Origin of the sequence: Haloarcula limicola (genome assembly GCF_010119205.1) — an archaeon.
Classification (GTDB): domain Archaea; phylum Halobacteriota; class Halobacteria; order Halobacteriales; family Haloarculaceae; genus Haloarcula; species Haloarcula limicola.
On sequence record NZ_WRXM01000003.1, the window covers coordinates 99329 to 125998 of the forward strand.

Annotated in this window: 20 protein-coding genes; 11 read left to right on the top strand and 9 right to left on the bottom strand. The window is 64.8% G+C overall.

Annotation, left to right across the window (positions count from 1 at the left end; all coding sequences use genetic code 11):
- Positions 1 to 4 precede the first annotated feature (4 nt).
- Positions 5 to 1036: a 2-keto-3-deoxy-L-rhamnonate dehydrogenase gene (gene rhcE / locus GO488_RS15535; protein ID WP_162318765.1), complete on the bottom strand. Its 1032-nt coding sequence runs from the start codon at positions 1034 to 1036 to the stop codon at positions 5 to 7.
- A 208-nt stretch (positions 1037 to 1244) separates the two neighbouring features.
- Here rhcE and GO488_RS15540 point away from each other — a divergent pair, with 208 nt between their 5' ends.
- Both GO488_RS15540 and GO488_RS15545 read left to right on the top strand, forming a co-directional pair.
- Positions 1245 to 1766: an LUD domain-containing protein gene (locus GO488_RS15540; RefSeq protein ID WP_162318766.1), complete on the top strand. Its 522-nt coding sequence runs from the start codon at positions 1245 to 1247 to the stop codon at positions 1764 to 1766.
- Positions 1767 to 1768: 2 nt separating this feature from the next.
- Positions 1769 to 3949 (top strand): LUD domain-containing protein, encoded by a 2181-nt coding sequence (locus GO488_RS15545; protein WP_162318767.1) that lies wholly within the window; start codon positions 1769 to 1771, stop codon positions 3947 to 3949.
- Between the two features lie 22 nt (positions 3950 to 3971).
- Here the strand turns inward: GO488_RS15545 and rhcC are convergent, their stop codons facing one another.
- Entirely contained in the window at positions 3972 to 4841 is an 870-nt protein-coding gene (gene rhcC / locus GO488_RS15550; protein ID WP_162318768.1) for an L-rhamnono-1,4-lactonase, read from the bottom strand.
- 75 nt (positions 4842 to 4916) lie between these two features.
- Between rhcC and GO488_RS15555 the strand changes: the two genes are divergently transcribed.
- Positions 4917 to 5219, top strand: a complete 303-nt coding sequence (locus GO488_RS15555; protein ID WP_162318769.1) for an L-rhamnose mutarotase — start codon at positions 4917 to 4919, stop codon at positions 5217 to 5219.
- Between the two features lies 1 nt (position 5220).
- Here GO488_RS15555 and GO488_RS15560 read toward each other — a convergent pair whose 3' ends face one another.
- A complete protein-coding gene (locus tag GO488_RS15560) occupies positions 5221 to 6030 on the bottom strand; it encodes an SDR family NAD(P)-dependent oxidoreductase (RefSeq protein ID WP_162319006.1) in 810 nt (269 codons plus the stop codon).
- A 1391-nt stretch (positions 6031 to 7421) separates the two neighbouring features.
- A complete protein-coding gene (locus GO488_RS15565; RefSeq protein WP_162318770.1) occupies positions 7422 to 8189 on the bottom strand; it encodes an IclR family transcriptional regulator in 768 nt (255 codons plus the stop codon).
- A 139-nt stretch (positions 8190 to 8328) separates the two neighbouring features.
- Between GO488_RS15565 and GO488_RS15570 the strand changes: the two genes are divergently transcribed.
- Positions 8329 to 9930, top strand: a complete 1602-nt coding sequence (locus GO488_RS15570; RefSeq protein WP_162318771.1) for a glycoside hydrolase family 28 protein — start codon at positions 8329 to 8331, stop codon at positions 9928 to 9930.
- Positions 9931 to 9978: 48 nt separating this feature from the next.
- Here GO488_RS15570 and GO488_RS15575 read toward each other — a convergent pair whose 3' ends face one another.
- Positions 9979 to 12033: a hypothetical protein gene (locus GO488_RS15575; protein WP_162318772.1), complete on the bottom strand. Its 2055-nt coding sequence runs from the start codon at positions 12031 to 12033 to the stop codon at positions 9979 to 9981.
- Between the two features lie 155 nt (positions 12034 to 12188).
- On the opposite strand from GO488_RS15575, the gene GO488_RS15580 reads away from it, so the two are divergent.
- The 7 genes from GO488_RS15580 to GO488_RS15605 all read left to right on the top strand — a co-directional run bounded on the left by GO488_RS15580 (position 12189) and on the right by GO488_RS15605 (position 20085).
- Positions 12189 to 13715: an extracellular solute-binding protein gene (locus GO488_RS15580; RefSeq protein ID WP_241692953.1), complete on the top strand. Its 1527-nt coding sequence runs from the start codon at positions 12189 to 12191 to the stop codon at positions 13713 to 13715.
- A gap of 93 nt (positions 13716 to 13808) precedes the next feature.
- Positions 13809 to 14759: a carbohydrate ABC transporter permease gene (locus GO488_RS15585; protein WP_162318773.1), complete on the top strand. Its 951-nt coding sequence runs from the start codon at positions 13809 to 13811 to the stop codon at positions 14757 to 14759.
- Entirely contained in the window at positions 14756 to 15667 is a 912-nt protein-coding gene (locus GO488_RS15590; protein WP_162318774.1) for a carbohydrate ABC transporter permease, read from the top strand. The genes GO488_RS15585 and GO488_RS15590 overlap by 4 nt, the downstream gene beginning before the upstream one ends.
- Before the next feature lie 6 nt (positions 15668 to 15673).
- Positions 15674 to 16837 carry an ABC transporter ATP-binding protein gene (locus GO488_RS15595; protein WP_162318775.1) on the top strand — a complete coding sequence of 388 codons (1164 nt, stop codon included), beginning with the start codon at positions 15674 to 15676 and terminating at the stop codon, positions 16835 to 16837.
- Between the two features lies 1 nt (position 16838).
- Positions 16839 to 17003 carry a DUF8005 family protein gene (locus tag GO488_RS19710; RefSeq protein WP_164509650.1) on the top strand — a complete coding sequence of 55 codons (165 nt, stop codon included), beginning with the start codon at positions 16839 to 16841 and terminating at the stop codon, positions 17001 to 17003.
- Positions 17004 to 17139: 136 nt separating this feature from the next.
- The gene (locus tag GO488_RS15600) at positions 17140 to 19194 is read left to right on the top strand and encodes an RICIN domain-containing protein (RefSeq protein WP_162318776.1); all 2055 of its coding nucleotides are present in this window, start codon (positions 17140 to 17142) and stop codon (positions 19192 to 19194) included.
- A gap of 81 nt (positions 19195 to 19275) precedes the next feature.
- On the top strand, positions 19276 to 20085 hold the full coding sequence (locus tag GO488_RS15605; protein WP_162318777.1) for an aldo/keto reductase: 810 nt from the start codon (positions 19276 to 19278) through the stop codon (positions 20083 to 20085).
- A 101-nt stretch (positions 20086 to 20186) separates the two neighbouring features.
- On the opposite strand, the gene GO488_RS15610 is transcribed toward GO488_RS15605, so the two are convergent.
- The 4 genes from GO488_RS15610 to GO488_RS15625 form a co-directional block, all read right to left on the bottom strand.
- The gene (locus GO488_RS15610) at positions 20187 to 21284 is read right to left on the bottom strand and encodes a Gfo/Idh/MocA family protein (RefSeq protein WP_162318778.1); all 1098 of its coding nucleotides are present in this window, start codon (positions 21282 to 21284) and stop codon (positions 20187 to 20189) included.
- A 189-nt stretch (positions 21285 to 21473) separates the two neighbouring features.
- Positions 21474 to 22823 carry a nickel pincer cofactor-dependent isomerase, group 22 gene (locus GO488_RS15615; RefSeq protein WP_162318779.1) on the bottom strand — a complete coding sequence of 450 codons (1350 nt, stop codon included), beginning with the start codon at positions 22821 to 22823 and terminating at the stop codon, positions 21474 to 21476.
- 38 nt (positions 22824 to 22861) lie between these two features.
- Positions 22862 to 24196 carry a glycerate kinase type-2 family protein gene (locus tag GO488_RS15620; protein WP_162318780.1) on the bottom strand — a complete coding sequence of 445 codons (1335 nt, stop codon included), beginning with the start codon at positions 24194 to 24196 and terminating at the stop codon, positions 22862 to 22864.
- A gap of 104 nt (positions 24197 to 24300) precedes the next feature.
- Positions 24301 to 25371 (bottom strand): glycoside hydrolase family 88 protein, encoded by a 1071-nt coding sequence (locus GO488_RS15625; RefSeq protein WP_162318781.1) that lies wholly within the window; start codon positions 25369 to 25371, stop codon positions 24301 to 24303.
- Between the last annotated feature and the right edge of the window lie 1299 nt (positions 25372 to 26670).

A 26670-nucleotide genomic window follows, 5' to 3' on the forward strand; every position in this document is an offset into this window, starting at 1 on the left:
TCGCTCACTCCGCGAACTGGAACACCGGTTTGCAGGTCTCCGAGTCGAGGAACGACTCGAAGGCGGCTCCGGGGTCGTCCGTGCTGAAGGAGGCGTCCAGTATCGCGTCGACGTCTATCTCCCCTCGTTCCATCAGTCGGAGCGCCTGCTCGAAGTTCGTCCACGTCGACCCGTAGGAGGTGTTGATGTCCACCTCGCCGCGGACCACGTCGGTCAGCGCGAACTCGCTGTCGTCGTTCGGGATGCCGACGACGACGACCTGTCCGCCCTTCCGGACGAACTCGGCGGCGGTCCCGACGCCGGTGTGATGGCCCGTCGAGTCGAACACGACGTCGAACCCGATGCCGTCGGTGAACGCCTCGGCGCGGTCTTCGAGGCTCTCGGACTGGGCGTTGATGGTCTCGATGCCGAGGTCCTCTAGCAACGGTAGCCGATACACCGCGTCCTGGTCGAGCCCGGAGACGACGACGTTCGCGCCAAGCGAGTCGGCGACGGCCGCCACGAGGACGCCGATCGGTCCCGGTCCCTCGATCAGGACGTTGTCGCCCGGCGTCGTCTCCGACTGACTGAAGACCGCGCGAGTGGCGATGCTCGTCGGCTCCGTGATCGCCGCGTGCCGGAGCGGGACGTCTTCGGGGACGGCGTGGAGGTGTTTCGACTCGACCGCGACGTACTCCGCGTAGGCCCCGTCTCTGTGCATTCCCGTGATAGAGAAGTTCTGACAGACGTTGGGCTGCCCGTTCTTACACTGGAAACACTGCCCGCAGTCGTGGATCGGTTCCTCGATGACTTTCTGTCCCTCGGTGAAGTCTTCCACGTCGGCTCCCACGTCGACGACTTCGCCGGAGTACTCGTGGCCCATGACACGAGGGATGGGGATCCACTCGTACCCGCCGTCGTACTTGTAGGCGTGCGCGTCGCTCCCGCACAGCCCCGCCGTGTGGACCTTGACGAGAACTTCGTCCGCGTCTATCGTCGGCATCTCCCGCTCCTGTGTCTCCACGGAACGGGGACCCGTCTGAACAATTGCTTTCATAGTTGATATAGGTCGGTCTACTCGACTCATTCGGAACATGCAGACACTGGCGTTAATACTTTTGGGTCCGAGAGCTCGAATACGCCGATATCAACGGCTTCGACGCCTATATCCGCGACGTTTTGTGAACTCTCGTCTCTCGACTCCATTTCCGTGGGTCGGGCTAACCAAAGCTAAATGACCGTGTGGGTCGAGCCTAGTCGTATCGATGGCAACCACCGACACATCTTTCGAGCGCGCTCTGGACGAACTGGGCGTCTCGGTCACCCGCGCCGAGAGCGACACAGTTCGAGAACAGATCGAGGAGACCGCCATAGCACCGGCCATCGGCGTCCCGCTGGCGGAGACGTTCGGTGACACCGCGTTCTCGCTCGCGGAGACGTCCGTCGAGGTCGACCCGACGCCCGCGACGCTCCGCGACGCGACGACCGGCGTGACCGGCGCGCAGTTGGGAATCGCGGACTACGGGACGCTCGTCCTCTCGCTGACGGAGCGGGCGAGCGAACTCGTGAGCCTCTTCGTCGAGCGACACGTCGCGGTCGTTCGAGCGGCCGACGTCGTCGGAGAGATGGACGCCGCGATCGAGGAACTGGACGCGGAGTTCTCGGAGACGCGTGGGAGCGCGATTCTGGCGACCGGTCCCAGCGCGACGGCCGACATGGGGGCACTCGTGAAAGGCGCGCACGGCCCGAAGGAGGTCCACGTCGTCCTCGTCGAGGAGGGCGAGTGACGATGTCGAAAGCCGACGAACTCCGCGAGGTGATGCGCACCGAGGGCGCGGCCATCGCCGAGAACACGCAGGCCTTCAACGAGGGCCGATACGAGTCCGTCGCCGACCTGGAGGACTACGAGGAACTGAAGTCCGAGGCGCGCGCCATCAAGGAGGACGCCATCGAGCGGCTTCCGGAGCTGCTCGACGAACTGACCGAGACCGTCGAGGAGAACGGTGGCACCGTCTATCTCGCCGACGACGCAGAGGACGCGAACGCCTACATCCGCGACGTTGTCGACGACCGCGAGGCGGAGCGCGTGGTCAAGAGCAAGTCGATGACCAGCGAGGAGATCGAGGTCAACGATGCGCTGAAAGCCGACGACGTGGACGTGGTGGAGACGGACTTAGGCGAGTGGGTCCTGCAGGTGGCCGACGAAGCGCCCTCCCACATCGTCGCGCCGGCCATCCACAAGTCCCGGGAGGCTATCGCCGAGTTGTTCAACGAGGTCTTCGACCCCGAGGAACCGTTAGAGACCGCGCAGGAGCTGACTCACTTCGCCCGCGAGAAGTTGGGCGAACAGATCGTCGACGCCGAGGTCGGTATCACCGGTGCGAACTTCCTGGCGGCCGATACCGGGACGATGGCGCTGGTCACCAGCGAGGGCAACGCCCGCAAGACCGTCGCCGCGACGGACACCCAGATAACCGTCGCCGGTGTCGAGAAGATCGTCCCGAGCGTCGGCGACCTCGACCCCTTTATCGAACTCATCGGTCGGTCGGGGACCGGACAGGACATCACCTCCTACGTCTCTCTATTGACCCCGCCCGTCGACACGCCGGTCGTGGACTTCGAGGACGACGAGACGCCCCTCTCGGAGTTCGATAGCGACCGGGAGTTCCACCTCGTGCTCATCGATAACGGTCGCATGGCGATGCGCGAGGACGACCAGCTCCGGGAAACGCTGTACTGCATCCGCTGTTCCGCCTGTTCGAACTCCTGTGCGAACTTCCAGAGCGTCGGCGGCCACGCCTTCGGCGGCGAGACCTACTCGGGCGGCATCGCCACCGGCTGGGAGGCCGGCATCGAGGGGCTCGACGTCGCCGAGGAATTCAACGACCTCTGTACGGGCTGTACCCGATGCGTGAACGCCTGTCCGGTCGAGATCGACATCCCGTGGATCAACACGGTCGTCCGCGACCGCATCAACCGCGAGGGCGAGCGCCCCGCCGACTGGCTCGTCGACGGCCTCGTTCCCGACGAGGAAGACGAGGGCGCGCCCCTGCAGAAGCGCTTCTTCGGCAACTTCGAGACGGTCGCGAAACTCGGGAGCACCACCGCGCCGCTCTCGAACTGGCTCGCGGACACCTCGGCCTCGCGGTGGGCCATGTCGTGGGCGCTCGACATCGACCCCCGCCGGGACCTCCCGACGTTCGAACGCGAGACGCTGGTCGAGTGGGCCGGGAAGCGCGATTCGACGGTCTCCGATCCCGAGCGCCGAGCGGTCCTCTACCTGGACCTCTACACGAACCACGTGCAGGTCGACCGCGGCAAGGCGGCGGTGAGGGCGCTCGAAGCGCTCGGCGTCGACGTGGTCGTGCCCGAAGCGCCCTCTAGTGGGCGCGCGCCGCTCTCACAGGGGATGGTCGCAACCGCACAGGACCACGCCGAGCGAGTCGTGGACTCGCTCTCGCCACACGTCGAGGACGGCCGCGACATCGTCGTGGTCGAACCGAGCGACCACGCGCTGTTCCAGCGCGAGTACGAGAAACTGCTCGATTCCGCCGCGTTCACCGACCTCGCCGAGAACAGCTACGAGGTGCTGGAGTACGTCTACGGTCTCCTCGACAACGGAGCCGACGGCTCGGCGCTGACGACGGCCGAGGGCGACGAGATCGCCTATCACAGCCACTGTCAACAGCGAACCCTCGGACTGGAGGCCCACACCGTCGCCGTGCTGGAGGAGTGTGGCTACAACGTTGTCACCTCGGACGTGGAGTGCTGCGGGATGGCCGGCAGTTTCGGCTACAAGGGCGACTACTACGAAGTCAGCATGGACGTCGGCGACCGCCTGCGCGGACAGCTCCAGGCCGAGGGCGTCCGCGACCGCCCGGTCGTCGCCAGCGGCACCTCCTGTCTCGAACAGATAGATTCGCTCCTCGAACGGCAACCCCGTCATCCGGTCGAACTGCTCGTAGACTGACGCGGCCGGTCGCCCGCTCAGGCTACGACAGTCCGACGTGTTCCCGGAACGCCCGTTCGGTGATCCACGCTCGGTCTTTCTCGGATAGCGAGTCCACTTGTCGGAGCCAGTTGTACGCTTCCGGATAGCTGGCGACGTCGCTGACGTTCGGGTAGTCCGACCCCCAGATCACGCGCTCGCGGCCGAACGTATCGAGGAACCACCGGACGTGGTCGTGCATGTCCGCGTAGGGGAACGAAGTCTCGGACATGTGGGGGATCTCCGAGACTTTCACCGCGACGTTCTCGTAGGACGCGAGGTCCGCAAACTGGGCGAACGTCCTCTCGTCGGTCGGCGTCTCCGGCCCCGCGTGCGCGAAGTGGTCGAAGAGGTAGGTGAGGTCGGGGTAGGTCTCGACGAGGTCGAGCGCCTGATCCAGTTGGCCGTGGTCACAGAGAATCTGGACGGCGGCGTCCGTCTCGACGGCGGCCTCCCAGAACTCGGTCTCCTCGACGGCGTCCCGCAGCCACGTCACGTCCGGGTCGAACGTCTCCCACATCCGGTCGTAGGGGCAGGCCGCGCCGAGGCGGAAGCCGAGGACGCCGTCGGTCGCCATGCACTCTCGGAGATGGTCGACCGCGTCGTCGGCGAACGGGTCCAGCATCACGATACCGTGCAGGCGGTCGTATTCGGCCGCCACCCGTCGGGTGTACCAGTTGTCCGTCCAGTCGCAGATGGGGTAGCCGACGACGACCGCCTCGTCGACGCCGTTCCGGTCCATGTCGGCGAGGAGTCGGTCGGCCGTGTAGACGGTGTGTACGTCGAACTCGTCGACGAGATCCAGCAGCGGCCCGTTCACCCAGGGGTGGTCGTCGCTCGCCGCGCCCCAGGCGTGGGTGTGGGTATCGAGCATACGCGAGGTGTCGCCGGGCACCGCCCTAAATCTTACCCGTAGAGCTAAGGACCGTCCCGGCGAAACGCACGTCGTATGGAGCGAATAGCGTTCCACCTCCGCATCGAGGAGGGGAAACGAGAGGCGTATCGAGCGGAACACCAGGACGTACCGGAGGCGCTCGAATCGGCGTATCTCGACTCCGACGCCGGCCTGGAGACCTACAGCGTCTTCGAGAACGACGGGCACGTCTTCGGTTACATGGAGGTCGAAGACCCCGAGGCGATCAGGGCGGTCATGGAAGAGAGCGACGCGCAGGCCGACTGGGCCGAGGTGATGGAGCCCATCGTCGCCGACGAGGGGAGCCAGTGGATGGACGAGGTCTACCGGATGATCTGATTCACCCCTTCAGATACCCGCCGTCGACGGCGATGGACTCGCCGGTTATCCACTCGCCTTCGTCGGAGAGGAGTAACACGGCGACGTGGCCGATCTCTTCCGGTTGGGCTGGTCTATCGAGGATATGTGTCGAGAGCGAGTCGCGCATGACCTCTTCCGGCGTCTGTCCGCTCTGGTCGGCCTTCTCTTCGAGCCACTCCTCGACCATCGGCGTCTCGACCGTCCCCGGTTTGATGGCGTTGGCCGTGATGCCGTGGTCGCTGAGTTCCTTTGCCAGTACCGTGGTCAGCGTGAGCACCGCCGCCTTCGACGCGCCGTACGCTCCCTGTCCCCGGAACGGCCGTTCCGCGCCCACCGACGAGACGTTCACGATGCTCCCCTCGACGCCGTCGGCGATCATCTGTTCGGCGACGTGCTTCGCGACGAGGAACGTCCCTCTGGCGTTGACCGCGAAGTGCCGGTCCCACTCCTCCGCGCTCGTCTCCAGTAGCGAGACCGACCGCTGGATGCCGGCGTTGTTGACCAGTCCGTGAATCGCGCCCAGCTCCGAAACCGCCGTCTCGACGCCGGCAGCGACGGACGCTTCCTCGGAGACGTCGACGTCGATAACGGCCGCTTTCCCGCCTGCTTTTTCCACGAGTGTCGCCGTCTCTGTCGCCGTCTCGGGCCGCGTATCGAAGATCGAGACGTTCGCACCGGCGCGGGCACACCGCTGAGCGATACCCCGGCCGATTCCCTGTGCGGCACCGGTGACGACGATGTGCCGGCCCGCGAGCCGCGAGTCCGAGTGCTCCGCTACGTCCGACTGCATATCTCCCTGCATAGCGTCTCCAAAGCAGACCGTCGAGTTAAGCATAGGGGGTCGTAGCAGCAACGGCGTCGGTATCAGTTTGTCCGGTAATACCGGAATATCTTGCAGGCGCTCTGCACTGTCGTCAGTTCGGTGAAGTCCGAGACCGCGTTCGACGGGGTCGGTGACTCGGTCGGCCCATCTGATCGAGTCACTGAACAGATGTCTGAGCTCGTTCCGGGAGAAGAATAATAAATATATAGCTATAAAAAATCGTAGAATACGCGGTTCCGGTGATACCGGACGACGCTGCTGTTCGGAACGACGCGAACGCGGTCCCGAGAAAGCAGAGGCCCGGAGATGTGGGTTCGACCCGCGACTGGCCGAGCCGGATGACCGGGCGGCGACCTATCGTTCGAAGATACTTCAGACGCTCTTGTCAGCCCAGAGACGCTCTACCGCGCTCGAACGACGAGCGGTGGATTCACAGATACGCCTCCCTGCTCGAACGGTAATCGGCCGGCGACCGATCGCGGCGTCACACTTTCCGGTATGTTCGGACGGATTCCACTTCCCTCCCCTTTCTCGGAAGCGGTTCTCGGGAGCGTCGCCTGGTAGCCCGCAGATAGAGAGTAACCGCGAGCTTCAGATAACAAACGTACCCGAGTTATCTATATGCCGCGATACTGGATCCGAGCCCCCTCATCGTGGATATTTCGACCGCTCTCGAACAGACGACTCGGCTCGTTGCTCCTCGGCGGTTGAAGAGCTATAGTGACGACCCGGTCAGTTTCTCTCGACGCCCGTGTAGCGATCGAACAAATGGCGGGGGAAGCCGGACACGGATACTGTCTGCAGTCGATATAGAAATCACCCGGGAGGCGTTATACGGCGTCGCTTAGGGGTGCCTCTGCGGAAATCGTCTATTGGGAATCGAATCTCGGCGTGTCTCGTCGAGCGGGCTCGGTAACAGGGAGACGAGCTTCCGGTAGCACCGGATACCCTTTCGGTTTCTCTCTTCTGTTTGCTGAGCCCTTCCTCCAATCGCTGTTGCGCGTGCCGGTCCGCTCGTTTCCGTGAATTAGATAATAACTGTACTTGCGTTATTGCATTCGCGGGCCACGCTGAACTCTCAGCCATTCGTCCTCGATAAGAGTTAGTGAGACACCGGAAGAGCGGACGTAGCGAACGGCGGTATCACTCGCTCGCGATCAGTGTATGAGTTGCAGCCACTTACTGGTAGCCATTCTAACTTTTGTTTAGCTATACTGAATCATTCTATCCTGATATAGAACAACCGTCGATAGATGGTGGACTAAGACGTATTTTGATCCGCACTACAGTATTACTAGCTGCCTTTTCACCGATACTGAGGTCCTATGCAGATCTACTACTTCCCGTAGCAGCGATACTCACGTGTAAGTGATGTTCAGTTCGATCACGTTCGCGACGCTCTTGAGCTTGGCCGGCAACTCCTCTCGGAATCGCTCGTCCTGAAACCGGCTCGTCGGGCCGGAGACGCTGATCGCGCCCTCGACCGTGTCGTTGTTGTTGACGATCGGGACCGCCACACAGCGGAGTCCCTTGACGCGGGCCTCGTCGTCGAAGGCGACGCCCTCCTCGCGGACGCGTTCGAGATGGGAGAACAGTTCCTCCCGATCGGTGATCGTGTTCTCCGTCGTCGCCGGCATGCCGTGCCGGTCGAGTATCTCCTCGATCCGCTCTCGGGGGAGGTGCGCGAGGATCGCGTTCCCGAGACCGGTGTTGTGGAGGTAGACCCGCTGTCCGATGTACGAGTCGGTCTTCACGGCGTCGACGCCGTGGGCGCGGTGGAGATAGACGCCTCTCCCGTGCTGTTCGACGAGCAGGTTCGCCAGTTCGCCGGTCTCCTCGGCCAGTTCGGTCACCTCTTCTCTGGCGATGTCGTAGAGACGCTGCCGGTGACGAGCGTGTCCACCGAGGTCGAGAAGCCGCAGTCCGACCTCGTAGGTGTTCCCGTTCTTCACGACGTAGCCGTCCGCCTCCAGCGTCGTGAGGTAGTTGTGCAGACTGCTCTTCGAGAGGTCGAAGGCGTCGGTGAGCTCCGTGACGGTCGCTTCGTTTCGCTCTTTCAACTCCTCCAGAATCTCGAAGGTGGTACGGGCGGTCTTGACGGCGTTACTGTTCTGTCGGTCGGCCATATCCCCGATGAGTACGTCCGCCCTGATAAATCTACGCCAGCCATGCCAAACTCGGATTCAGTAATACTGGACGGATCTCCGGAGACGCGCGGTCCGGAAGTGCTTTGCGCGACTCACTACTGGGACATCGACACCGGATATGTGCTATCAGATCACTGATTACGGCGATATCGACGGGGAGGACGCCACCTGCGCGTTCCGAGCGGCGGTCGACGCCTGTGCCGACGACGGCGGCGGAACGGTCCGCGTGCCCCCCGGCGAGTACGAGACGGGGTCCGTCTCGCTCGCGGACGACGTCACCGTCTCGATCGCTCCGGGCGCGACCGTTCGCGCCAGTTCGGACGAAGCGGACTATCAGTGCCCGGACGAGTACGTCGGTCCCGACGGCGAGCGACCGCTCTTTCTCGCTCGCGACTGCGCGAACGTCTCGATAACGGGCGGTGGCACGGTCGACGGACGTGGCACGGATATCACGAAGATGGACGAATCCATTCGACAGCACTCCGGACAGTCCTCGGCGTCCCCGCTCGTCAGCGACGGCGAGCATCGGGCGCGACAGGGCGAGGCCTTCCTCGACCCCGCCGATGGGACCGAGGAGTGGCCGGTGGCGAAACCCGCGTTTCGGCCGGGTCCGGTGCTCTGTTTCGACGGCTGCCGGGACGTCGCGGTCAGCGACGTCACCCTCCGAGACATGCCGGCGTGGACCCTCACCCTCCGGAACTGCGAATCGGTCACGGTCGCCGGCGTCACCGTCGACAACCATATGCGGATACCGAACTGCGACGGGATCTCCGTCGAGGGGTCGCGCGACGTCCGCGTCTCGGACTGCTCGATACGGGCCTGCGACGACGCGATCACGCTGAAGGCGAAGGATGCAGGCCAGCCCTGCGAGGCGGTCACCGTGACGAACTGTACGCTCGCATCTCGGGCCTGTGCCGTCAAGATCGGATCCGAAACGAGCGGCTCCATCCGTGACTGCACGGTCGCCAACTGCCTCGTGCGCGACTCGAACCGTGGGCTCGGTATCCAGCACCGCGACGGCGGTGACGTAGAGCGAATCCGGTTTGCCGACGTCACGGTCGAGACGCGCCTCTTCGAGGGGCCGTGGTGGGGGAAGGCGGAACCGATCTACGTCACGTCGGTTCCCCGCGACGAAGCGACGGACCTCGGCCGCGTCAGGGACGTCCGGTTTTCGAACGTCGACGCGCGTTGTGAGAGCGGTGCGCTGGTGTACGGGCACGAGGACGCCGCGGTCGAGAACGTGCGGTTCGACGGCGTTCGACTCGACGTCCGCGACCCCTCGGCAGCCGATGCGGTCGGCGGGAATATCGACCTCCAGCCCACGAGCGTTCGACCCCCGATCGCGGCTCACGACGTGCCGGCGATCCACTGCGAGAACATCGCCGGGCTCGACCTCGCAGACGTTGCAGTCGAGTGGGGCCACGACCTCCCGTCGTATCACACGCACGGCGTCGGCTGCGTCGGCGTCGAGGACGTGACGATAGACGGCTTCGACGGCGGTCCCGCTCATCCCGACACCGGGGACGTCGCGCTGTCCTTACGGGACTGTTCGACCGTCACCGTCCGGAATTCGCGGGCGCGTCCGGCGACCGGGACGTTCCTCGAAGCGGCCGATACCGACGACGAGCGCCTGTTCGCCGGCAACGACCTCGCGGACGCAGAGCGGATGATCGCGGGGGAGACCGATTTCACCGTCGTCGGCAACGCAACGCCGCGATGAGTCGGCGGAGAAATCTGACGACGGAACGGCGGTAGCCCGTCGACCGTCTCAGAGGATTCGCACGTCGTCGAGCGCGCCGGTACTCCGGACGCCGATGCCGCCGTCCTCGAACGTCTCGTCGGTCGCCGCCACGGACGCCACCGCGTTCCCGTCGGGGTCGCGGAGTTCGACGTCGATATCGCCGAGCGACGCCCAGTCGACGACGAAGTCGTAGAGGACGCCGGTCTCGACCGAGAGGCTCGATTTGGCCAGTTCGGTGTACTCGCCGCCGACGCGCTTGTAGAGCTGGAGCCTGTCGCTCGATCCCTCGGGGTAGACCCGGGCGAAGTAGAAGTTCTGTGCATCCTGCACGCCGAAGGCGACGCCGAGATTGTCGTTCATCGCCGTCCGCGCGGCCGCCGCAGCGAACGTATCGCCTGCCTGCGGATACCGCGGGAGGCCGCTCGTCGAGGTGACGATGGCCGTGCCGCCGGACGTGTTCTTCAGGCTCCTCTCCCCGTCGCCCACCGGCGGTTCGCCGTTGACGACGTAGGCGTCGGTCGCGCCGTCGTACTCGGCGAGGTCACCGTCCTCGAAGCTATCGACGACGCCCGAGCGGTCGCCCCCGCCCGCTTCCACCTGTTCGGTGACGAGGTTCCCCTCATTGTCCACACGGACCCGGTACTGGTCCGATCCGTCCGGCGTCGTGAGCACCGCGCCGTTGCCGTCGCCCGGTACTCGGACGTCGTCGTCTTCGACCACGAACGACGCTTCGTCGCCGCCGCCGGCGTGGAAGGCGTGAGAGTCGTAGGTCCGGTGGCGCTCGGTCCCGTCGTCGAACCAGCGCGTCGACCCCGCCGCGTCGTCGGCGACGACGGGTCGCGGGCGCACGTTCTGCTGGTCGAAGTGCCGGACGTACTCCAGGTCGGTGCCGACCTCGGCGTTGTAGCAGTCGACGTTCTGGATGTAGACCCCGTCGTGGCGGTTCCCCTCGCCGTCGGTCACATCGGCGACGTCGACGCCGCTGTGGTAGCCCATCGCGTTGTGACGCTCGCGGACGTTCTGGATGGATATCTTCCGCACCGCTGTCTCCGAGTTCTCCAGTTTGACGATGCTCTCGCTCACCGACTGGAGCGGATGGCCGCCGCACTGGATGGAGTCGAGGTTGATCGTCGCGCCGCCGTCGATGCGGATGCTGTGCTCGCCGCCGCCGCCGCGCCAGTTGTAGATGTCGAGGTCGAAGGCAGGACCGTACGGGATGTCGTCGCTGCCGGGTTTCGCGAGGAACCCGTCTCGACAACCGGTCACTTCCGTATCGAGGACGGTGAGTTCGCTGGAGCCGTGGTAGTCGGCGAGCCGGATGCCCGCGGGCACCGTGTTCCGTCCTTCGAGGTTCTGGAGGTACATCCGGGAGATGTGCATGTGCCCGACGCCCTGAATGTCGACGAAGGAGCGTTCGAGGTTCTCCTTCGCGTAGAACATCCCGCCGTTGAGCGTGATGTTCTCCGTCTTCTCGTCCGGGCCGACGACGAAGAAGCTCTCGATGGTGTCGGTCGCGTAGATGAGCGTCCAGCCCATGTCGAAGACGAGCTTGCCCGTATTGTTCGCGATGACCATCGGCGACTCGACGCGCCACGCGGGCAGCCCGTCGGCCGCGGCGGGGTCGTCGGGGTCCGGCGCGGGGATGACGATGCGGTGCCCCGGCTGTTGGTTCGGGATGTCGTCGCCGCCGGGGAGCGCTTCGAGGACGTTCTCGACCTTCTGGTCGAGCGTCTCGCCCGGGTACTCCGTGACGACGTGGATAGACCCGGGGGTACAGCTGTCGGCGTTGAGCGTCCCGTCCGTCACCGAGAGGTTCGCGCCGGCGAGCTCCGAAACCGGCGCGTCGCCCGCCGACATCGAGAGCGACCCGAGACCTGACAGGGCGTGTCCGTTCGCATCGACGTCGCCGTCCCAGTCGTACCAGGGCTGATTACCGCCGTTACCGTTGTCCTGACGAGCGCTGGCGGTTCCCGTTATGAGGCCGCCGAGCCCGGTCCCCAGTAACCCGAGCGTTCCACGCCGCGAGATCGCGCTCTCCTCTGTCGATTCGTCGCTATTGGTATCTGTCTCGTCGTAGCTCATAGTGTGCGCTGCGTTGCCACAGCGCATTTGATGTGTGATGCTCATCATTTATAATTTCTGTACGCGGACCGGATCAGTCTGGCCGGCGTCGAATGTGACTCTCCGAGCCCGGCCCAACGATAGTTTTATATAGTTCGACTCTGGTATTGTGGACTATGGAACGTGATAGTCGCGGCTCCAGTACGGCTAGTCGAAGAAGCGCGCTCTCCCGGCGGCAGTTCGTCGCGACGGTGGGCGCATCGGGACTCACGGTCGGACTGGCAGGCTGTTCGAATACCGGTAGTGGTGGCGATGGCGGCGACGGCGGCGGTGACGGTAACAGCGGCGGCGGAACGTCCACGGAAGACCTCGAGTACAACGGCGAAGACGTCACCGTCGAGTACAGCACAGCGCCGCTGTTCGGCAACGTCGCCGACATGCTGAAAGAGACGCTGTACGAGGTCGGACTGCCGGAGAGCATCGACGTCAACTTCTCCACGACGGTATGGGGGGCCGACGACCTGCAGTCCCGGTACAACCAGATACTCTCGGCCGGTCGCGCGACGCCGGACATGATGCTCACGAACTTCTCGTACACGCCCTACTTCGCGCCGCGGGAGTGGCTGCTCGACCTCTCGGAGGTCCTCGGCGACGAGAAGATGAACGCCCTCGAGAACGACTACTCGCAGGTGATGGTCGACTCGATGACGTGGGAGGGCGGCCTGTACGGCATCCCGCAGTTCATCGACATCCCTACCATCCAGTACCGGAAGGACCTCGTGAAAGAGGCCGGCTACGACCCCGAGGGCGAGAACTGGGCCACGGAGCCGATGAAATGGAACCGGTTCGCGAAGGTCGTCGCCGACACCAAGGAACAAGCGGGCACCGACGACGGCTACACCGTGGCGCTCAACCAGCGTAACATCGGTTCCATCGCCGGATACGAGCAGCTGGTGACCAACGGGGGCAACTACTTCGGCGACATGTCGAACCAGAACGGTCCCGTCGGCGATCGGCCGGTTACCATCAACGAGGAGCAGACTATCCGGACGCTCCGACAGCTCCGGACGTTCATGTACGGGAGCGAGGACGAGTACGCCATCGAGGGGCTCTCGGGGAACATCACGCCCACCGAGGCGCTCGGCTGGGACACCAACCCGTCCATGGAGTCGTTCTCGGCCGGCGAGGCCGTGGCTCACCGGAACTGGTCGTTCGCCATTGCCGACTACGGCGCGGAGGAGAACTTCGGCGACAGCCTCGGTGTGATGCCGTATCCGTACGGGACGAGCGAGGACGAGGCCCCCTACGAGGGAACCGGCGGTTCCAACGCCAAACTGGGCGGCTGGCACCTCTCGATAAATCCGAACACGGAACGCCTCGCCGCGACGGTGGAAGTCATCAACGCCATGACGACCGACGAGTTCTACATGACCATCTTCGAGGAGCTGGGGTCGACGCCGCCGAAGCCGGGACTGCTGGAGAGCGACCGCGCACAGCAGATCGACGTGATGAACCGGTACCTCGATACGCTGCAGTATCAGGCACAGAACCAGTTCGCCCCGCCGCTGGTGGCCGTCTGGAGCGCCGAGAAATCGGCCATCGGCGAGCAGTTCCTGGCGTGTCTCAAGCGGGAGAAGTCGCCGACGGAGGCGGCCAAAGCCGCGCAGAACCAAGTTGAGCAGATAGAAAACCAGGAGGGGTGAGACGGCCGTCGAGGCCGTTTCGGACCGGCAACCGGACCGACAACTATCGTAAACTACTAACCGATTGGCTTGGTCAAGCTTAGCACACACAACATGTTACAAATAGTCCAACAGGCGGTATCGCCGATCTTCCTCAAGATCGAGCAGTTGGACGAGGAGAAGTACGGGTACCTCCTGGTCGCCCCAGTGTTCCTGGTACTCTCGGTGCTGGCGTTCTATCCGCTGCTCCGAACGCTGTTCTTCTCGTTCCACGACGACTCACTCACCGGCGTGAGCCCCATCGGCGAGTTCGCCGGCCTCGACAACTACGTCCAACTCGTCACCGGCCAGATGAACGTCATCCTGAGCTACCCTTTCCTCAGCCTCCAAGAACCCTTCTCCAGCGCGCTTCCGGTCACGCTCCTCATCACGGGCGTCAGCGTCGCTGTCGGGACGATCATGGGACTGGGGATGGCGATTATCCTCAACAAGGAGTTCCGCGGCCGGGCACTCGCCCGGACCATCGTCATCCTGCCGTGGTCGATTCCCATCGTCATCCAGGGGATGATGTTCTACCTGCTGTTCCAGCCGTCGATCAGCTTCCTGGTCGAACCGCTGGCGTCGCTCGGGATCTTCTCGGGGAACCCGCTGGTGAGTAGTCAGGACTCGACGCTCATCATCATCCTCATCGACATCTGGCGGAAGATCCCGTTCATCGCGCTCATCATCATGGCCGGGCTCGCCAGCATCAACCAGAATCTCTACGACGTGGCGAAGGTCGCGGGCGCGTCGAAGTGGCAGCAGTTCCGCTACATCACGCTACCGCTGGTCAAGCCGGTGCTGTTCATCGGGATGATCTTCTACACCATCAGCTCGATGAAGGTCTACGGGATCGTCGAGGCGTCGGCCGGGTGTAGCACGGTGCCGACGCTCACCTGTCTGGTGGTCTCGACGTTCAGACAGCAGCGCTGGCCGACCGCGTCGGCGATCGCGTTCCTGTCCGCGCTGATCATCGCCGTCGTCGTCATGGTGTACGTCCTGCGGTTCAGGGAGGCCAGAGAATGAGTAACGAGGAATACTCCGGAACGCTGGGTCGGATCGTCGAGTACGCGGTCCACAACGCGACCGACGTCTACCGACTGGGCTTCTACGTCGGGCTGACGTCGTTCATCATGATCACGCTGTTCCCGTTCTACTGGCTGCTGGTGCTGGCGGTGACGCCGAGCGACCAGCTCTACCAGATGGGCGTGCTGCCGGAGTCGTTCAATCCGAACGTGTTCATCACCGTCTTCCAGCAGTACCCGCTTCACCACTACATCTTCAACAGCGTCGTGCTCGCGTCGATCACGGTGGTCGTCTGCATCACCCTGGGCAGCCTGGCGGGCTACGCCTTCGGTCGCGTCGACTTCCCGTTCAAGGGCCCGCTCCTGCTCGTGTTGCTGGCCATCTCGTACTTCCCGGGGATCGCGTTCCTCATCCCGCTCTTCGAGCTGCTCACCGGGTCGGTGAGCGTGCTCGGCGTCTCCTCGCCGGACCTCTACAACACGCCGTGGGGGATGGTGTTCCCGTTCACGATGCTCAGTCTCCCCATCACCATCTTCATCCTCACGACGTTCTACGAGCAGATCCCCGACGGACTGGAGGACGCCGCACGCGTTGAGGGGACGACTCGCCTCGGCGCGCTGTTCCGCGTCATCATGCCCCTCTCGGCACCGGGCGTGGTGACCGCGGCCATCATCGTCTTCATCGGCGTCTACCGGGAGTTCTTCTTCTCGTTCATCATGACCGATGGCTCGCCGGGGAACTGGGCCGTCCTAGTGTACGGGATCCTGAACTTCCAGCAGCAGTACACCACGCAGTACAACCTGATGGCGGCCGCGAGCCTCATGGGGATTATCCCCATCGCGGTGCTCGTCATCTTCGCGCAGGACCACATCGTCCGGGGCCTGACCTCGGGCGGCCTCAAGGAGTGATACAACATGGGACAAGTCAACCTCACCGACGTTCGCAAAGAGTACGAAGACGTAGTGGCAGTCGAAGGCATGGACCTCACCATCGAGGACGACGAGTTCGTCTGTCTGGTCGGTCCGTCGGGCTGTGGCAAGTCGACCACGCTCGAGACCATCGCCGGTCTCACTATGCCCACGGACGGAACAGTGGAGATAGCCGGCCTCGACGTGACCGATAAGCCGCCGAAGGATAGAGAGATCGCGATGGTGTTCCAGAACATCGCGCTGTTCCCGCACATGGACGTCTACGAGAACATCTCCTTCGGCCTCCGGCTCCGCAACTACGACGACGACGAGATCGACCGGCGCGTCGAGCGGGCCGTCGAGATCGTCCAACTGGAGGGGATGCTCGACAGGAGTCCGGACGAGCTCTCGGGCGGCCAGCAACAGCGCGTGGGCATCGCGCGCGCCATCGTGCGCCAGCCCGAGGTGTTCCTGATGGACGAGCCGTTGGCGAACTTAGACGCCAAGCTCCGCGTGTCGATGCGGACCGAGATCCAGCGCCTCCAGAAGGAACTCGGCATCACGACGGTGTACGTCACCCACGATCAGGAGGAGGCGATGACGATGTCAGACCGCATCGCGGTCATCAACGACGGCGAACTCCAGCAGTGCTCGCCGCCGCTGGTCTGTTACAACCAGCCGGCCAACACCTTCGTCGCGCAGTTCATCGGGAGCCCCTCGATGAACCTCTTCGACGGCGAGGTCGATGGCGACGAACTCGACGTGGGCGACTTCCGGGCCGAGTTCGACACCGTCGGAACTGGTCTCCACGACGGCGACGCGGTCCGGGTCGGCGTCCGCCCGGAGGACATCTACCTCGCGGATGACGCCGACAACGTGCCGCACCCGAGCGACCCCGTCAGAGTGTCGGTGGACGTGCTCGAACCCGTCGGCGACCAGACGTACGCCTACATGCTGGTCGAGGACGCGGTGGGCGACAGCGACGATCCGACGGAGGTGCTCGCCAGCCTCGACCCGGACCGGGACATCGAAGAGCAGTCCACCGTCGAGGTGGTCTTCTCGCGCGACGACGTCCACCTGTTCGACGCGGCGACGGGCGACGCCGTCACGCACAGCCTCGTCGACCGGACCGGTGTCGGCGACGATTCGACCGCACGGGGGGAGAGCTGAGATGGTCACTCCGCTCGGCGTGGGATACATCGTCGCCGTGACGGTGCTGTTCTTCCTCTGGATATACGGGCTCGTCTCGCTGTACTTCGACGTCCGCCACAAGTTCCTGCCCCGGCTCTACTCGTGGCTGCGACAGCGCCGTGCCGATCCGCGCCACCTCATGTAGCGGTCCCGCCGCCGTCTCGCCCGCTTTTCGCTTTCTTTCTCCAGATTCGTTATAAACTCGTACGATTTTTCAACAAAAACCATAACATACCAGCACTTCAAGGAATTTTCGACGCCGTGAGGCGTCGTAGCACACCATGAGCGACGAATACGATAGCGACGAGCAGCGCGACGCGCGTACAGGATCGAGCGACTTCGCACTCAGCCGCCGGGACGTGATGAGCGCCGTCGGGAGCGTCAGCCTCGGCGGCGCGTTCGCCGGGTCGGCGAACGCCCAAGCGAACGGTGAGGGCGGTCGAGGCGGCGTCGGGAACCAACCGTGGTACGAGTGGGAAGCGAACGTAGATGCCGGCGATAACTGCCTCTGGAACCTCAACAGCGTAGACGTCGACCACGTCCACACCGACGCCCGCGCGGCGGAGGTCGTCGTCTGGCGCGACGACGAGGGCACGTACCACGCCGACGGGGAGGCCGGCGTCGTCGCCAGCGGCGAGGAGCTAATGGGCGTCGTCCAGGCCGCGGTGGACAGCCTGAGCGACGACCGGAGCGTCAAAGAGCGCGTCCTCGTGGCCGACTCGGGGACGGTCAGCGCCGACGACGAGGTGACGGGCGTCGACCTGCCCAGTCACACTGTCGTCGACGTCGCGGGCACGATAACGGTCGAAGACGACGCCGAGGCCGGCGACCTGTTCTCGGCCACGGGCGCGGAGAACGTCGAGATACCGCGGCTTACGGTCGAAGGACCGGCCAGCAGGGCGGTCTTCATGGACGACTGTAGTGAGGTCCGCATCGGCCGCCTGTGGATAGAGGGCGTCACGGTACAGGGCGTCCGGATTCAGGGCGGGACCAAGGACGTCCAGATAGACACCGTCTACCTCGAAGATACCGGTCACCACGGGGTCGAGACGTACGACGTGACCCGCATCCAGATCGGGCAGGTCATCGGCGTCGATCCGGGCAGTTCCGTGGTGCTGCTCAACCAGACGTTCGACGCGACGGTGGGACAGGTCGTCGGGGAGAACCCCAAGTTCGACTACGCCACGTTCCGCCTGGCCAACGGCTGCCGGAACGTCACGTGCGGGCAGGTGGTGAGCCGCGGCGGCGTCCGCGGCGTCTCCATCATTACCGGGACCCGCGACGTGACTGTGGGCGAAGTCAACATTCACGGCGGCCGGAAGGCGGGGATGCTCCTCGTCGACGTTCGGAATATCAACATCCTCGGGGGCGTCATCAAGAACGTCGACGGTCCCGGCGTCAACATCTGGTCGCTCGGCCTGCAGGGGACCACCTCGGAGATAAACGAGGGCATCACGCTGAGCAACCTGCGCATCACCGACGAGCGACCGGAGGGCGAGCGACGGCAGACGTGGGCCATCAGCGAGGACGGCGCGTGTCTCAACAACCGCTTCATCGACAACGACGTCCGGGGCGGCGGCACCGAGGGCCGCATCGACGTGGCCTCCGAGACGACGGTGGTCGACCGGAACTCGGGCGGCGGCCTTGACTCGGGAACGGTGACGCTCACGTCCGGGTCGCCGGCCGCGCGCGTCGAGGGCGTGACGGCCGACGAACTGTCGTCGCTCGAACTCAGAGCGCAACCGCTCGACGCGCCGGACGCCGCGTTCGCGTGGGAGCACTACTTCGAGTGGACCGGCGACCAGTGGGACCTCGTCGTCGAGTGGCGGACCGACCCCGGGACGTCGCTGACGCTCGAATACATCGTCGACCGGCCGCAGGCGACGACCGACCGCGAGTTCGACCGCGAGGCAGTCTGGGAGGAGTCCGTTGCGACGGTCGAACCCGGTACCTACCGCATCGTCAACGCCAACAGCGGCAAGGTGCTCGAAGTGGCCAACGGGTCGACGTCGGTCGGGGCGAACGTCCAGCAGGGGACGTGGAACGACGAGCCCTCCCAGCGGTGGACCGTCACCGGCGGCGGGGAGGACTGGCGGGTCACCGCCCAGCGGATCGAACCCGAACACAGCAGCCTGGCGCTGGACGAGAGCGGCGAGAACGCCGTACAGGGCCCCGGCCGGGAGTTCACGCTCGAACGCTACGAGAACGGCCACCAGATAAAGACCGGCGACGGCCGGTTCCAGGTCGCCGACGCCTCGCTGGAAGACGGCGCGAACGTCGTCGAGGGCGAGTGGGAGGGCGGCGCGAACCAGATCTGGCTGTTCGAGCGCTTGTAGCGGGACCGACTCGCCGAGGTTCCGCGGCAGATTTGGCGACCATCCGAAGGAAATATGGTGGTCGCCGGCGAGTCGTTTCGTATGAGCGACCTACCAGCCATAGGCCTCGGTACGTGGCAGAACACCGACCCGGAGACGTGCGCACAGAGCGTGCGGACGGCGCTCGAAGCCGGGTACAGACACATCGACACGGCGCAGTACTACGGTAACGAGGAAGCGGTCGGTGAGGGCATCGCCCGCGCCGACGTCCCCCGCGAGGAGGTCTTCGTCGGCTCGAAGGTCCACGCCGAGAAGTTCGGCCTCGCACACGACGAAGTCATCGAGGGCTTGGAGGTCACGCTCGACCGCCTGAACCTCGACTACCTCGACCTGCTGTACGTCCACTGGCCGGTCGGCAACTACGACGCCGCCGAGACGATGCCGGCCTTCGACGAGCTCGTCGACCGCGAGCTTATCGACCACGTCGGCGTCTGTAACTTCGGCGTCGACTTACTCGACGAAGCGATGGACCACCTGGAGTCGCCGCTGTTCGCTCACCAGGCCGAGACCCACCCGCTGTTACAGCAGGACGAACTCGTCGGCCACGCGCAGGACAACGACTACCACCACATCGCGTACTCCCCGCTCGCCCGCGGCAACGTCTTCGACATTTCCGAAATCACGGATATCGCCGAGAAACACGGCGTCAGCGCGTCGCAGGTCAGCCTCGCGTGGCTCCTCTCCCGGGAGAACGTCAGCGTCGTCCCGAAGGCGACGGGCGAGGACCACATCAGAGACAACTTCGCCGCGAAAGACCTCGAACTCGACGACGAGGACGTCGAGGCGATACAGAACATCGAGCAGACTGAGCGATACGTCAGCCGCGACGGCGCGCCGTGGCTCGAAGCCTGATCGGCGACTAGCGGACACCTATTTTCACGCGAGAAGTGGAGCCGACGTGGTCTCAGTGGTGTGAAGCCAGGTACAATACAGTGCCGTCGCGAAACGACCGACTACCAGGACGTGATCGGGATCTCGCGCAGCGGTTTCGCCAGCGGCACGTCGACCGTCGAGCCGGTGTAATGCGAGAGGTAGAACCCGACGATGATCTCGAGCGACCGGGCGGCTTCGACGCCGGGCGAATAGTTCTCTCCGTCGCCGTTCAGGAGGTCCTGGATGTGTCTCGCCGCGTTGGCGAACGACCGCTTGTAGTCGTCTTCCCACGTCCACGCGCCGTCGATGCCGGGCAGCGACTGTTCGACGTGCTCGCCGTCTTCGAGCGACCAGTACCGCCACTCGCCGTCGTCGTTGTTCAGGTACAGTTTCCCCTCGGTGCCGATGAAGTTCAGCGTCATCGAGGAGATGTCCCGGGGAATCGTGCAGTCGACGGTGACGAACGAGCCGTCGTCCATGACGACGTGGCCGCCCCCGCCGGCGTCGACGACGTCCTCCGCCGCGTCCAGCGAATCGACGGCCTCGTTCTCGCCGGTGATGTAGCCGCTCACCCGCTCCGCTCGGGCGTCTAAGAGATAGACGAGCGTGTCGAGGACGTGCGTGGAGTTTCGCATCAGTTCCATCCGATACTGCGTGCTCACCGACTTCACCTCGCCGAGGAGGTTCTGCTCGTGGATGAGGTCGCGGAGGCGCTGGAGCTTGTCGGTAAAGCGGAACGAGTGATTGATGACGAGTTCGGTGTCCGTCTCCTCGCACACCTCGACCATCTCCTCGGCGGCGCTGACCTGCGAGGCGATGGGCTTCTCACACCAAATGACCGACGGATCGGCCGCCGACTGTGCGGCGTCGATCGCGTGTTCGTGGTGGAGGAACGACGGCGTGCAGACCGAGACGACGTCGAGGTCTTCGGCGTCGAGCATCGCCTCGTGGCCGACGTACTGGCGCTCCGACGGGATGTCCCACGCGCTGCCGAACGTCGAGAGCTTCTCCTCGTCGACGTCGGCGACCGCGACTAGCTCGATCTCGTCGGTGCTCTCGTATCCGCCGGCGTGGCTCGCGTCGATCTTCTCCGTGCCGATGGCCTCCTCGTCGTGCATCCCGAGGATACCCATGCCTGCGATACCGCCCGTGCCGATTACGCCTGCTCTATATGTCATATGTGTGTTCGGACCCGCGGCTGGTCGCAGACGCGGCTCGTCGGCTATCCGCGACGCTGACGAGACGATCCGCTACCAGCGGCGGTCGATTTCCGTGGGTAGTCATTCAGTATCACGCTATATAAATGTTGGAGTGTACGCGGCGTTTGGCGGTGAGAAACCGGCGGAAGTCCGAGGACGAATGGAGCGCTACTCCCGAAGCGACGGCGCGGCGAACTGCCCGTCGTCGAACTCGATTGGGCTCGGCTCCTCGACGACCCGGAGGTCGTCGCGATCGCGCGCGGCCTCGATCAGTCCGGGCGAGGCGTAGAGGCGGTGGAGATGCATCGTGTCGGCCGCGCGGAGGACCCGGACGGTGTCGGTGTCGACGACGCCGATGGTCGACAGCGCGGCGACGAGACCGGCGCGGTCGGTCTCGACCACCGGCGGGAGCTTCACGCCGCGGATCGTGCTGGCGGTGAGCGCGTTGATGAGCGTCGTCGGCGCGTCCAGTTCCGCGACGATGTCCTCGTGGATCACGTCCGCCGAGCCGACGCCCATCGCGTTGCCGTGGGTCTTCTCGGTAAGCCCGCGGGTGTAGATGCGCTTGATGTCCGGTTTCTCGGGCGCGGGCTCGTTGATGGAGAACGGGCGGCGACCGATGACGTTGGTATCGATGCCCTGCCCGCTGATCTCCTTGCCCTGCCGGTCGAAGACGACGAGGTCGAGCTCCTCGAACGGGAGCTTCGGCATCAGGTCGTAGGCCGTCTCCAGCAGTTCCTCCTCGCGGTCGAGGAACCCGCTCGGCGGAACGCCCTCGACCAGCGTCGTCTCGTCGTGCTGGTCCTCGACGATGGCGACGCCGCCGACGATGGGCAGTTCGTCGAGCAACTGGTCGGTGATCTCCGGAATCATCCGCCTGAACGACCAGTCGACCGCCCACTTGTGCGCGATCTGCGCGCCGCGTTGCTTGCCCATGCCGATGACGAGCATCTTCGAGAGCCCGCTCTCGACGGAGCCGTCGAAGTCCGTGTGCGGTTTGACGCGGTTGATGGGGATGATGGCGTCCGCCGCGACGGCGTTGGCGTCGGCGACGACGGGAACGTCGCGGTCCGGCGTCCGCCCGACCTCGACGACGTCCATGCTGGAGCGGATCTCACAGCCGATGGCCGACTCGGTCACGCCGAGTTCGTTCAGCATCTCCCGCTGGCCCTCGCCGGTGGCCCCGCCGTGGCTCCCCATCGCCGGGAAGACGAACGGCTCGTAGCCGGCGTCGGCGAGCGCGTCCACGACTCCCGTGACGACGGTCGCGAGGTTCGCGATTCCGCGGCTACCGACGCCCAGCGCGATTTCGCCGCCGTCGGGAACGCCGTCGAGGGACAGCGACTCGACGGCCAAAGCCGCGTGGGCCGCGACTTCGTCGGGCGCTATCGGGTCGGTCTCCCAGACCTGTTCGATCACTCCGAGTTCGGGAAGCGGCGGGTCGTCGCAGGCCTCGACGATGGTCTCCTCCGGAACGGAGAGCGCGTTCGCTGCTATCGCTTGCTCGTTCGCGTCCATACTCTTCGTATCAGTCTGTCCGCTCATAAGCGTGCCCCTCACTCGTCGACGTCGGGAACGACCAGGACGACCACGTCGTTGACGTTCGTCCCGGTCGGCCCGGTCTCGATGGTCGCCCCGGCCGCCGAGAGGTACGACCCCGCGTCGTTCGCGAGGAGCGCCTCTCGGGCCCGTTCGCGCTCACTCACAGTCGTCACGTCGGCGATGGCACCGGCCACGTCGGAACTCCCGTCCTCGCCGTCCGTGTCGACGGCGGCGACGACCGCGCTCCCCCCGTGTTCGAGCGCGCCGGAGAGGACGAGTTCCTGATTGGGGCCGCCCCGCCCGCCGTCCCCGGTGACCGTGACCGTCGTCTCGCCGCCAGCGAGGAGGACGGCCGGCGGATCGACCGGCGTCCCCGTCGCCGCGGCCTCCTCGGCAACGGCGACGAGCGGCTTCGCCACCTCGCGGGCTTCCCCTCGCAGGCGCGAGGTCAGGACGAGCGGCTCGTAGCCGCGCTCCCGGGCCACCGCGGCGGCGGCGTCGAGCGCCGTCGCGTTGTCGCCGACGAGGTGGTTCGTGACGCGGTCGAAGACCGGGTCGCCTGGGGACGGCGTCTCCGATAGCTCCCCGGCGTCGCCGGCTTCGAGGTGTTCCCGAACGGCCGCCGGCGGGTCGATGCCGTGACGGTCGAGCACCGCGAGGGCGTCTCCGTAGGTCGTCTCGTCGGGGACCGACGGCCCGCTTCCGATCGTCGAGAGATCGTTGCCGACCACGTCGCTCAGGAGCAGGCCGGCGACGGTCGCGGGGGCCGCTCGCCGCGCGAGCTGTCCGCCCTTCACCGCCGAGAGGTGCTTGCGGACGGCGTTGATCTCGTCGATGGGGACGCCGCCGTCGAGCAGGCGGTCCGTCGTCGTCTGTAGATCTTCGAGCGTCAGGTCCCCGGCCGGCGCGGACAGGAGCGCGCTCGCGCCGCCGGTGAGCGCGAACAGGACGAGCGTCTCCTCGTCGGCCTCGTCCACGATATCGAGCATCGCGGCCGTCGCTTCGACGTTTCGTGCGGATGGAAGTGGGTGGTCACCGACCGCGCTCTCGACGGTCGCGGTGTCCACCGGTTGCTTGACGACGACCTGTCCGCCGCTGAGGGACTCGCCGAGGACGGATTCGAGCGCGCGGGTCACGCCGCCCGTCGCTTTCCCGCCGCCAACGAGGACGACCTCGGTGTACTCGCCGAGGTCGTACGTCGTCTCCCCGATCGTGAGCGTCTGGCCAGATAGGTCGACGGCCGCGCGCGTGGCCGTCTCCGGCGCGGCGGCGTCGATGGCGGCCTCGATACAGTCGAGCGCGACCTCGTGGTCGGGGCTGACCGCGAGCGCGCTTCGGTTGTGAATCATACGCTCACTTCCGAGCCGATCGGTAAAAATCTGCCTCAGCGGCTCGCGTCTCGCGGTCGTTCGTCGTCTCGCGGTCTCTCGCGGTCCCGTGGCCGCTCGCGCGGTCAGCGAACGCTGTCGGCCGCCATGAGGTACCAGCCCTGCCCGTACGGCGTCACCGTCAGCGGCGCTTCGGGTCCGCCCGGCGGGCCGGCCACGCGGCCGACTTCGCCGTCGTCGTCGACGACGCGCGTCACCGCGTCGAGCGCGTCGGCCGCCGCGTCACCGTACTGCGCCTCGTCGAGCAGTCCGAGTTCGATGCCGCGGTCGAACGCGTAGGCGAACATCAGCGTGCCGGAGGATTCCAGCGGCGTGTTCGGGTCGTCGACGAGGTTGTGCCAGAAGCCGCTGCCGTCCTGCAGCGGGAGCAGCGACTCGCAGTGGTCTCGGAACTGCTCGACCAGCGCGTCGCGCTGGTCGTGGTCCGCGGGCAGTCGGTCGAGAATCTCGACGGCCGCTGTGGCGGCCCAGCCGTTTCCTCGCGCCCAGAACGTCCCCTGTGGATAGTGGTCGGGCTCCTCGACCCAGATGTGGCGGAACAGCCCGGTTCGCGGGTCGCGGAGATGTTCGGCGTGGACCTGATACTGCTCGACGGCCTCGTCGTGTGCCGTCGGTTCCTCGGCCGCCTCGGCGAACCTGCTGAAAAACGGACACATCATGTACACCGAGTCGATCCACAGCGATTTGATGCCGGCCACCTCCGGGTCGTGGTGGGGGATGCCGCCGGTCTTCGTCCGGTCGACGGACATGAGCCACTCGTACTCGTTCCTCGCCGCGTCGAGATACTCCTCGTCTCCCGTCCGCTCGTAGAAGTCGAGCACGCCGTGGCCGATCGCGGTCGTGTTGTTCGCGTTCATGCATTTCTTCACCGTCAGCTCCCAGCTGGCCTCGTACTCCCGGCCGTGGCTGAACACCTCGATGGGATAGCTCGGCCCGTATCCCAGCTGTCCGTCGTCGTCCTGCGTCGCGACGGCCCTGTCGACGAGTTCTCTGGCGGTCTGTACGGACTCTTCGCTCCCCTCGGCCAACAGTCCGTTGATCGCGACGCCGGTGATCCACGACTGTCCGTCGAGGTCGAGGGTCCGTAGATGCGACGCTGCACGTGCCGCTGGGGGTGTAGAATTCTCTGACGCCATCTATCTGGCACCTCAGCCCGTACCGTTAAAAAAGTAGCTGTCCGACGGGACGCGCCTTTCAGCCAGTTAGCGGAGCGGGAGAGTCGAGACGCTTCTACTACCAAGATTCCCTATTCTAACTATAGAATCGTAGATTGTAAAGACAAATATATAATTTTGGTTATATATAATCAGATAGATACAGGATATTCTCCATTAGATATCTTTTTCTCACCAATTTAGAGAAGACGGTGCCATACTGAGCACAGATAATGCTACAATTTGGATATCACTTCGAACGGAGACGGAGGCTCCGGGGTCGGTGCGTGCTGGCAGAAGTCGAACGAACCGGAGCAGTCTCGCGGCGACGTTCGGAGCCCGCCTCACTGAAACCGTTCGATAGTGTGACTGTAGCTACCGCGGAGCGCAGTTCAGACGGAACCAGCGTCGCTGGCCGTACTCGTAGTTCATGAAGAGATAGAGCCGTACACGAAGGGAGGCCCATGGGAGCCGATACTCCCAGTGAGGGCACCGTCGCCCGGCTCTCGCGGGCGACGAACGGTCGACGCTACATGCAGGGACCGTGCCTGCACCCTGTCATTCGTTGTCACTCGATAAATGCTTTCTGGTGAGACGGTCACGGACCGGCGAGCAGCTATCGGGCCCGCCGACCCCTCGTCGTCGGGTTTCGTCGCAGGCATATACTGATGCGGGTCCGGACACCGGGAGTCTATAGTAACGGCCAATAGAGTTTTGAGACCCTCTCGTCTATCCGTGGATGCACGTGTTCGAACGTGCATTCGGAGCCGTCGAGAACACGCGTTCGGTAGTGGGATGCTGTCTGATCCCAACAAGGTGAGACAGCGTGGCTCTCTCGTACGAAGGGAGGTGGTCGTGCCACTCCACCGTCGCAGTTCTGATATCGCGGGAGGAAGTCGCTCTCCTCTCGCCTTCGAACGCCCGTGATCGCGATGTAGGTCGGCCGCGATCGGCGTCGCGTGACCGGTGTCGTTACAGGAACGGGGTAGTCTACCGAAAACGTCCCGAGACGTTCGACTCGATAATCCGTCGAGGCTGTCCTCAGCACGGTCGCTTGCGAAGCACCATCGGTCGATACGGCTCGCGGGTTACCGCGACGTTTCGGTCGGAACGGGTGGTAAGCGGCGACTAGTCGGTCCGAATCCGGGTCGTTATCGCATTTCAGACGCCGTGACGACTCACTGTTACAACTGAACCGTCGCACGCGTCACAACTGTTTCGCGTTTGTATTGCGTTTCTAACTATTTATGCCGAGGCTGCGTCTCGACTATGTTCCGCTGT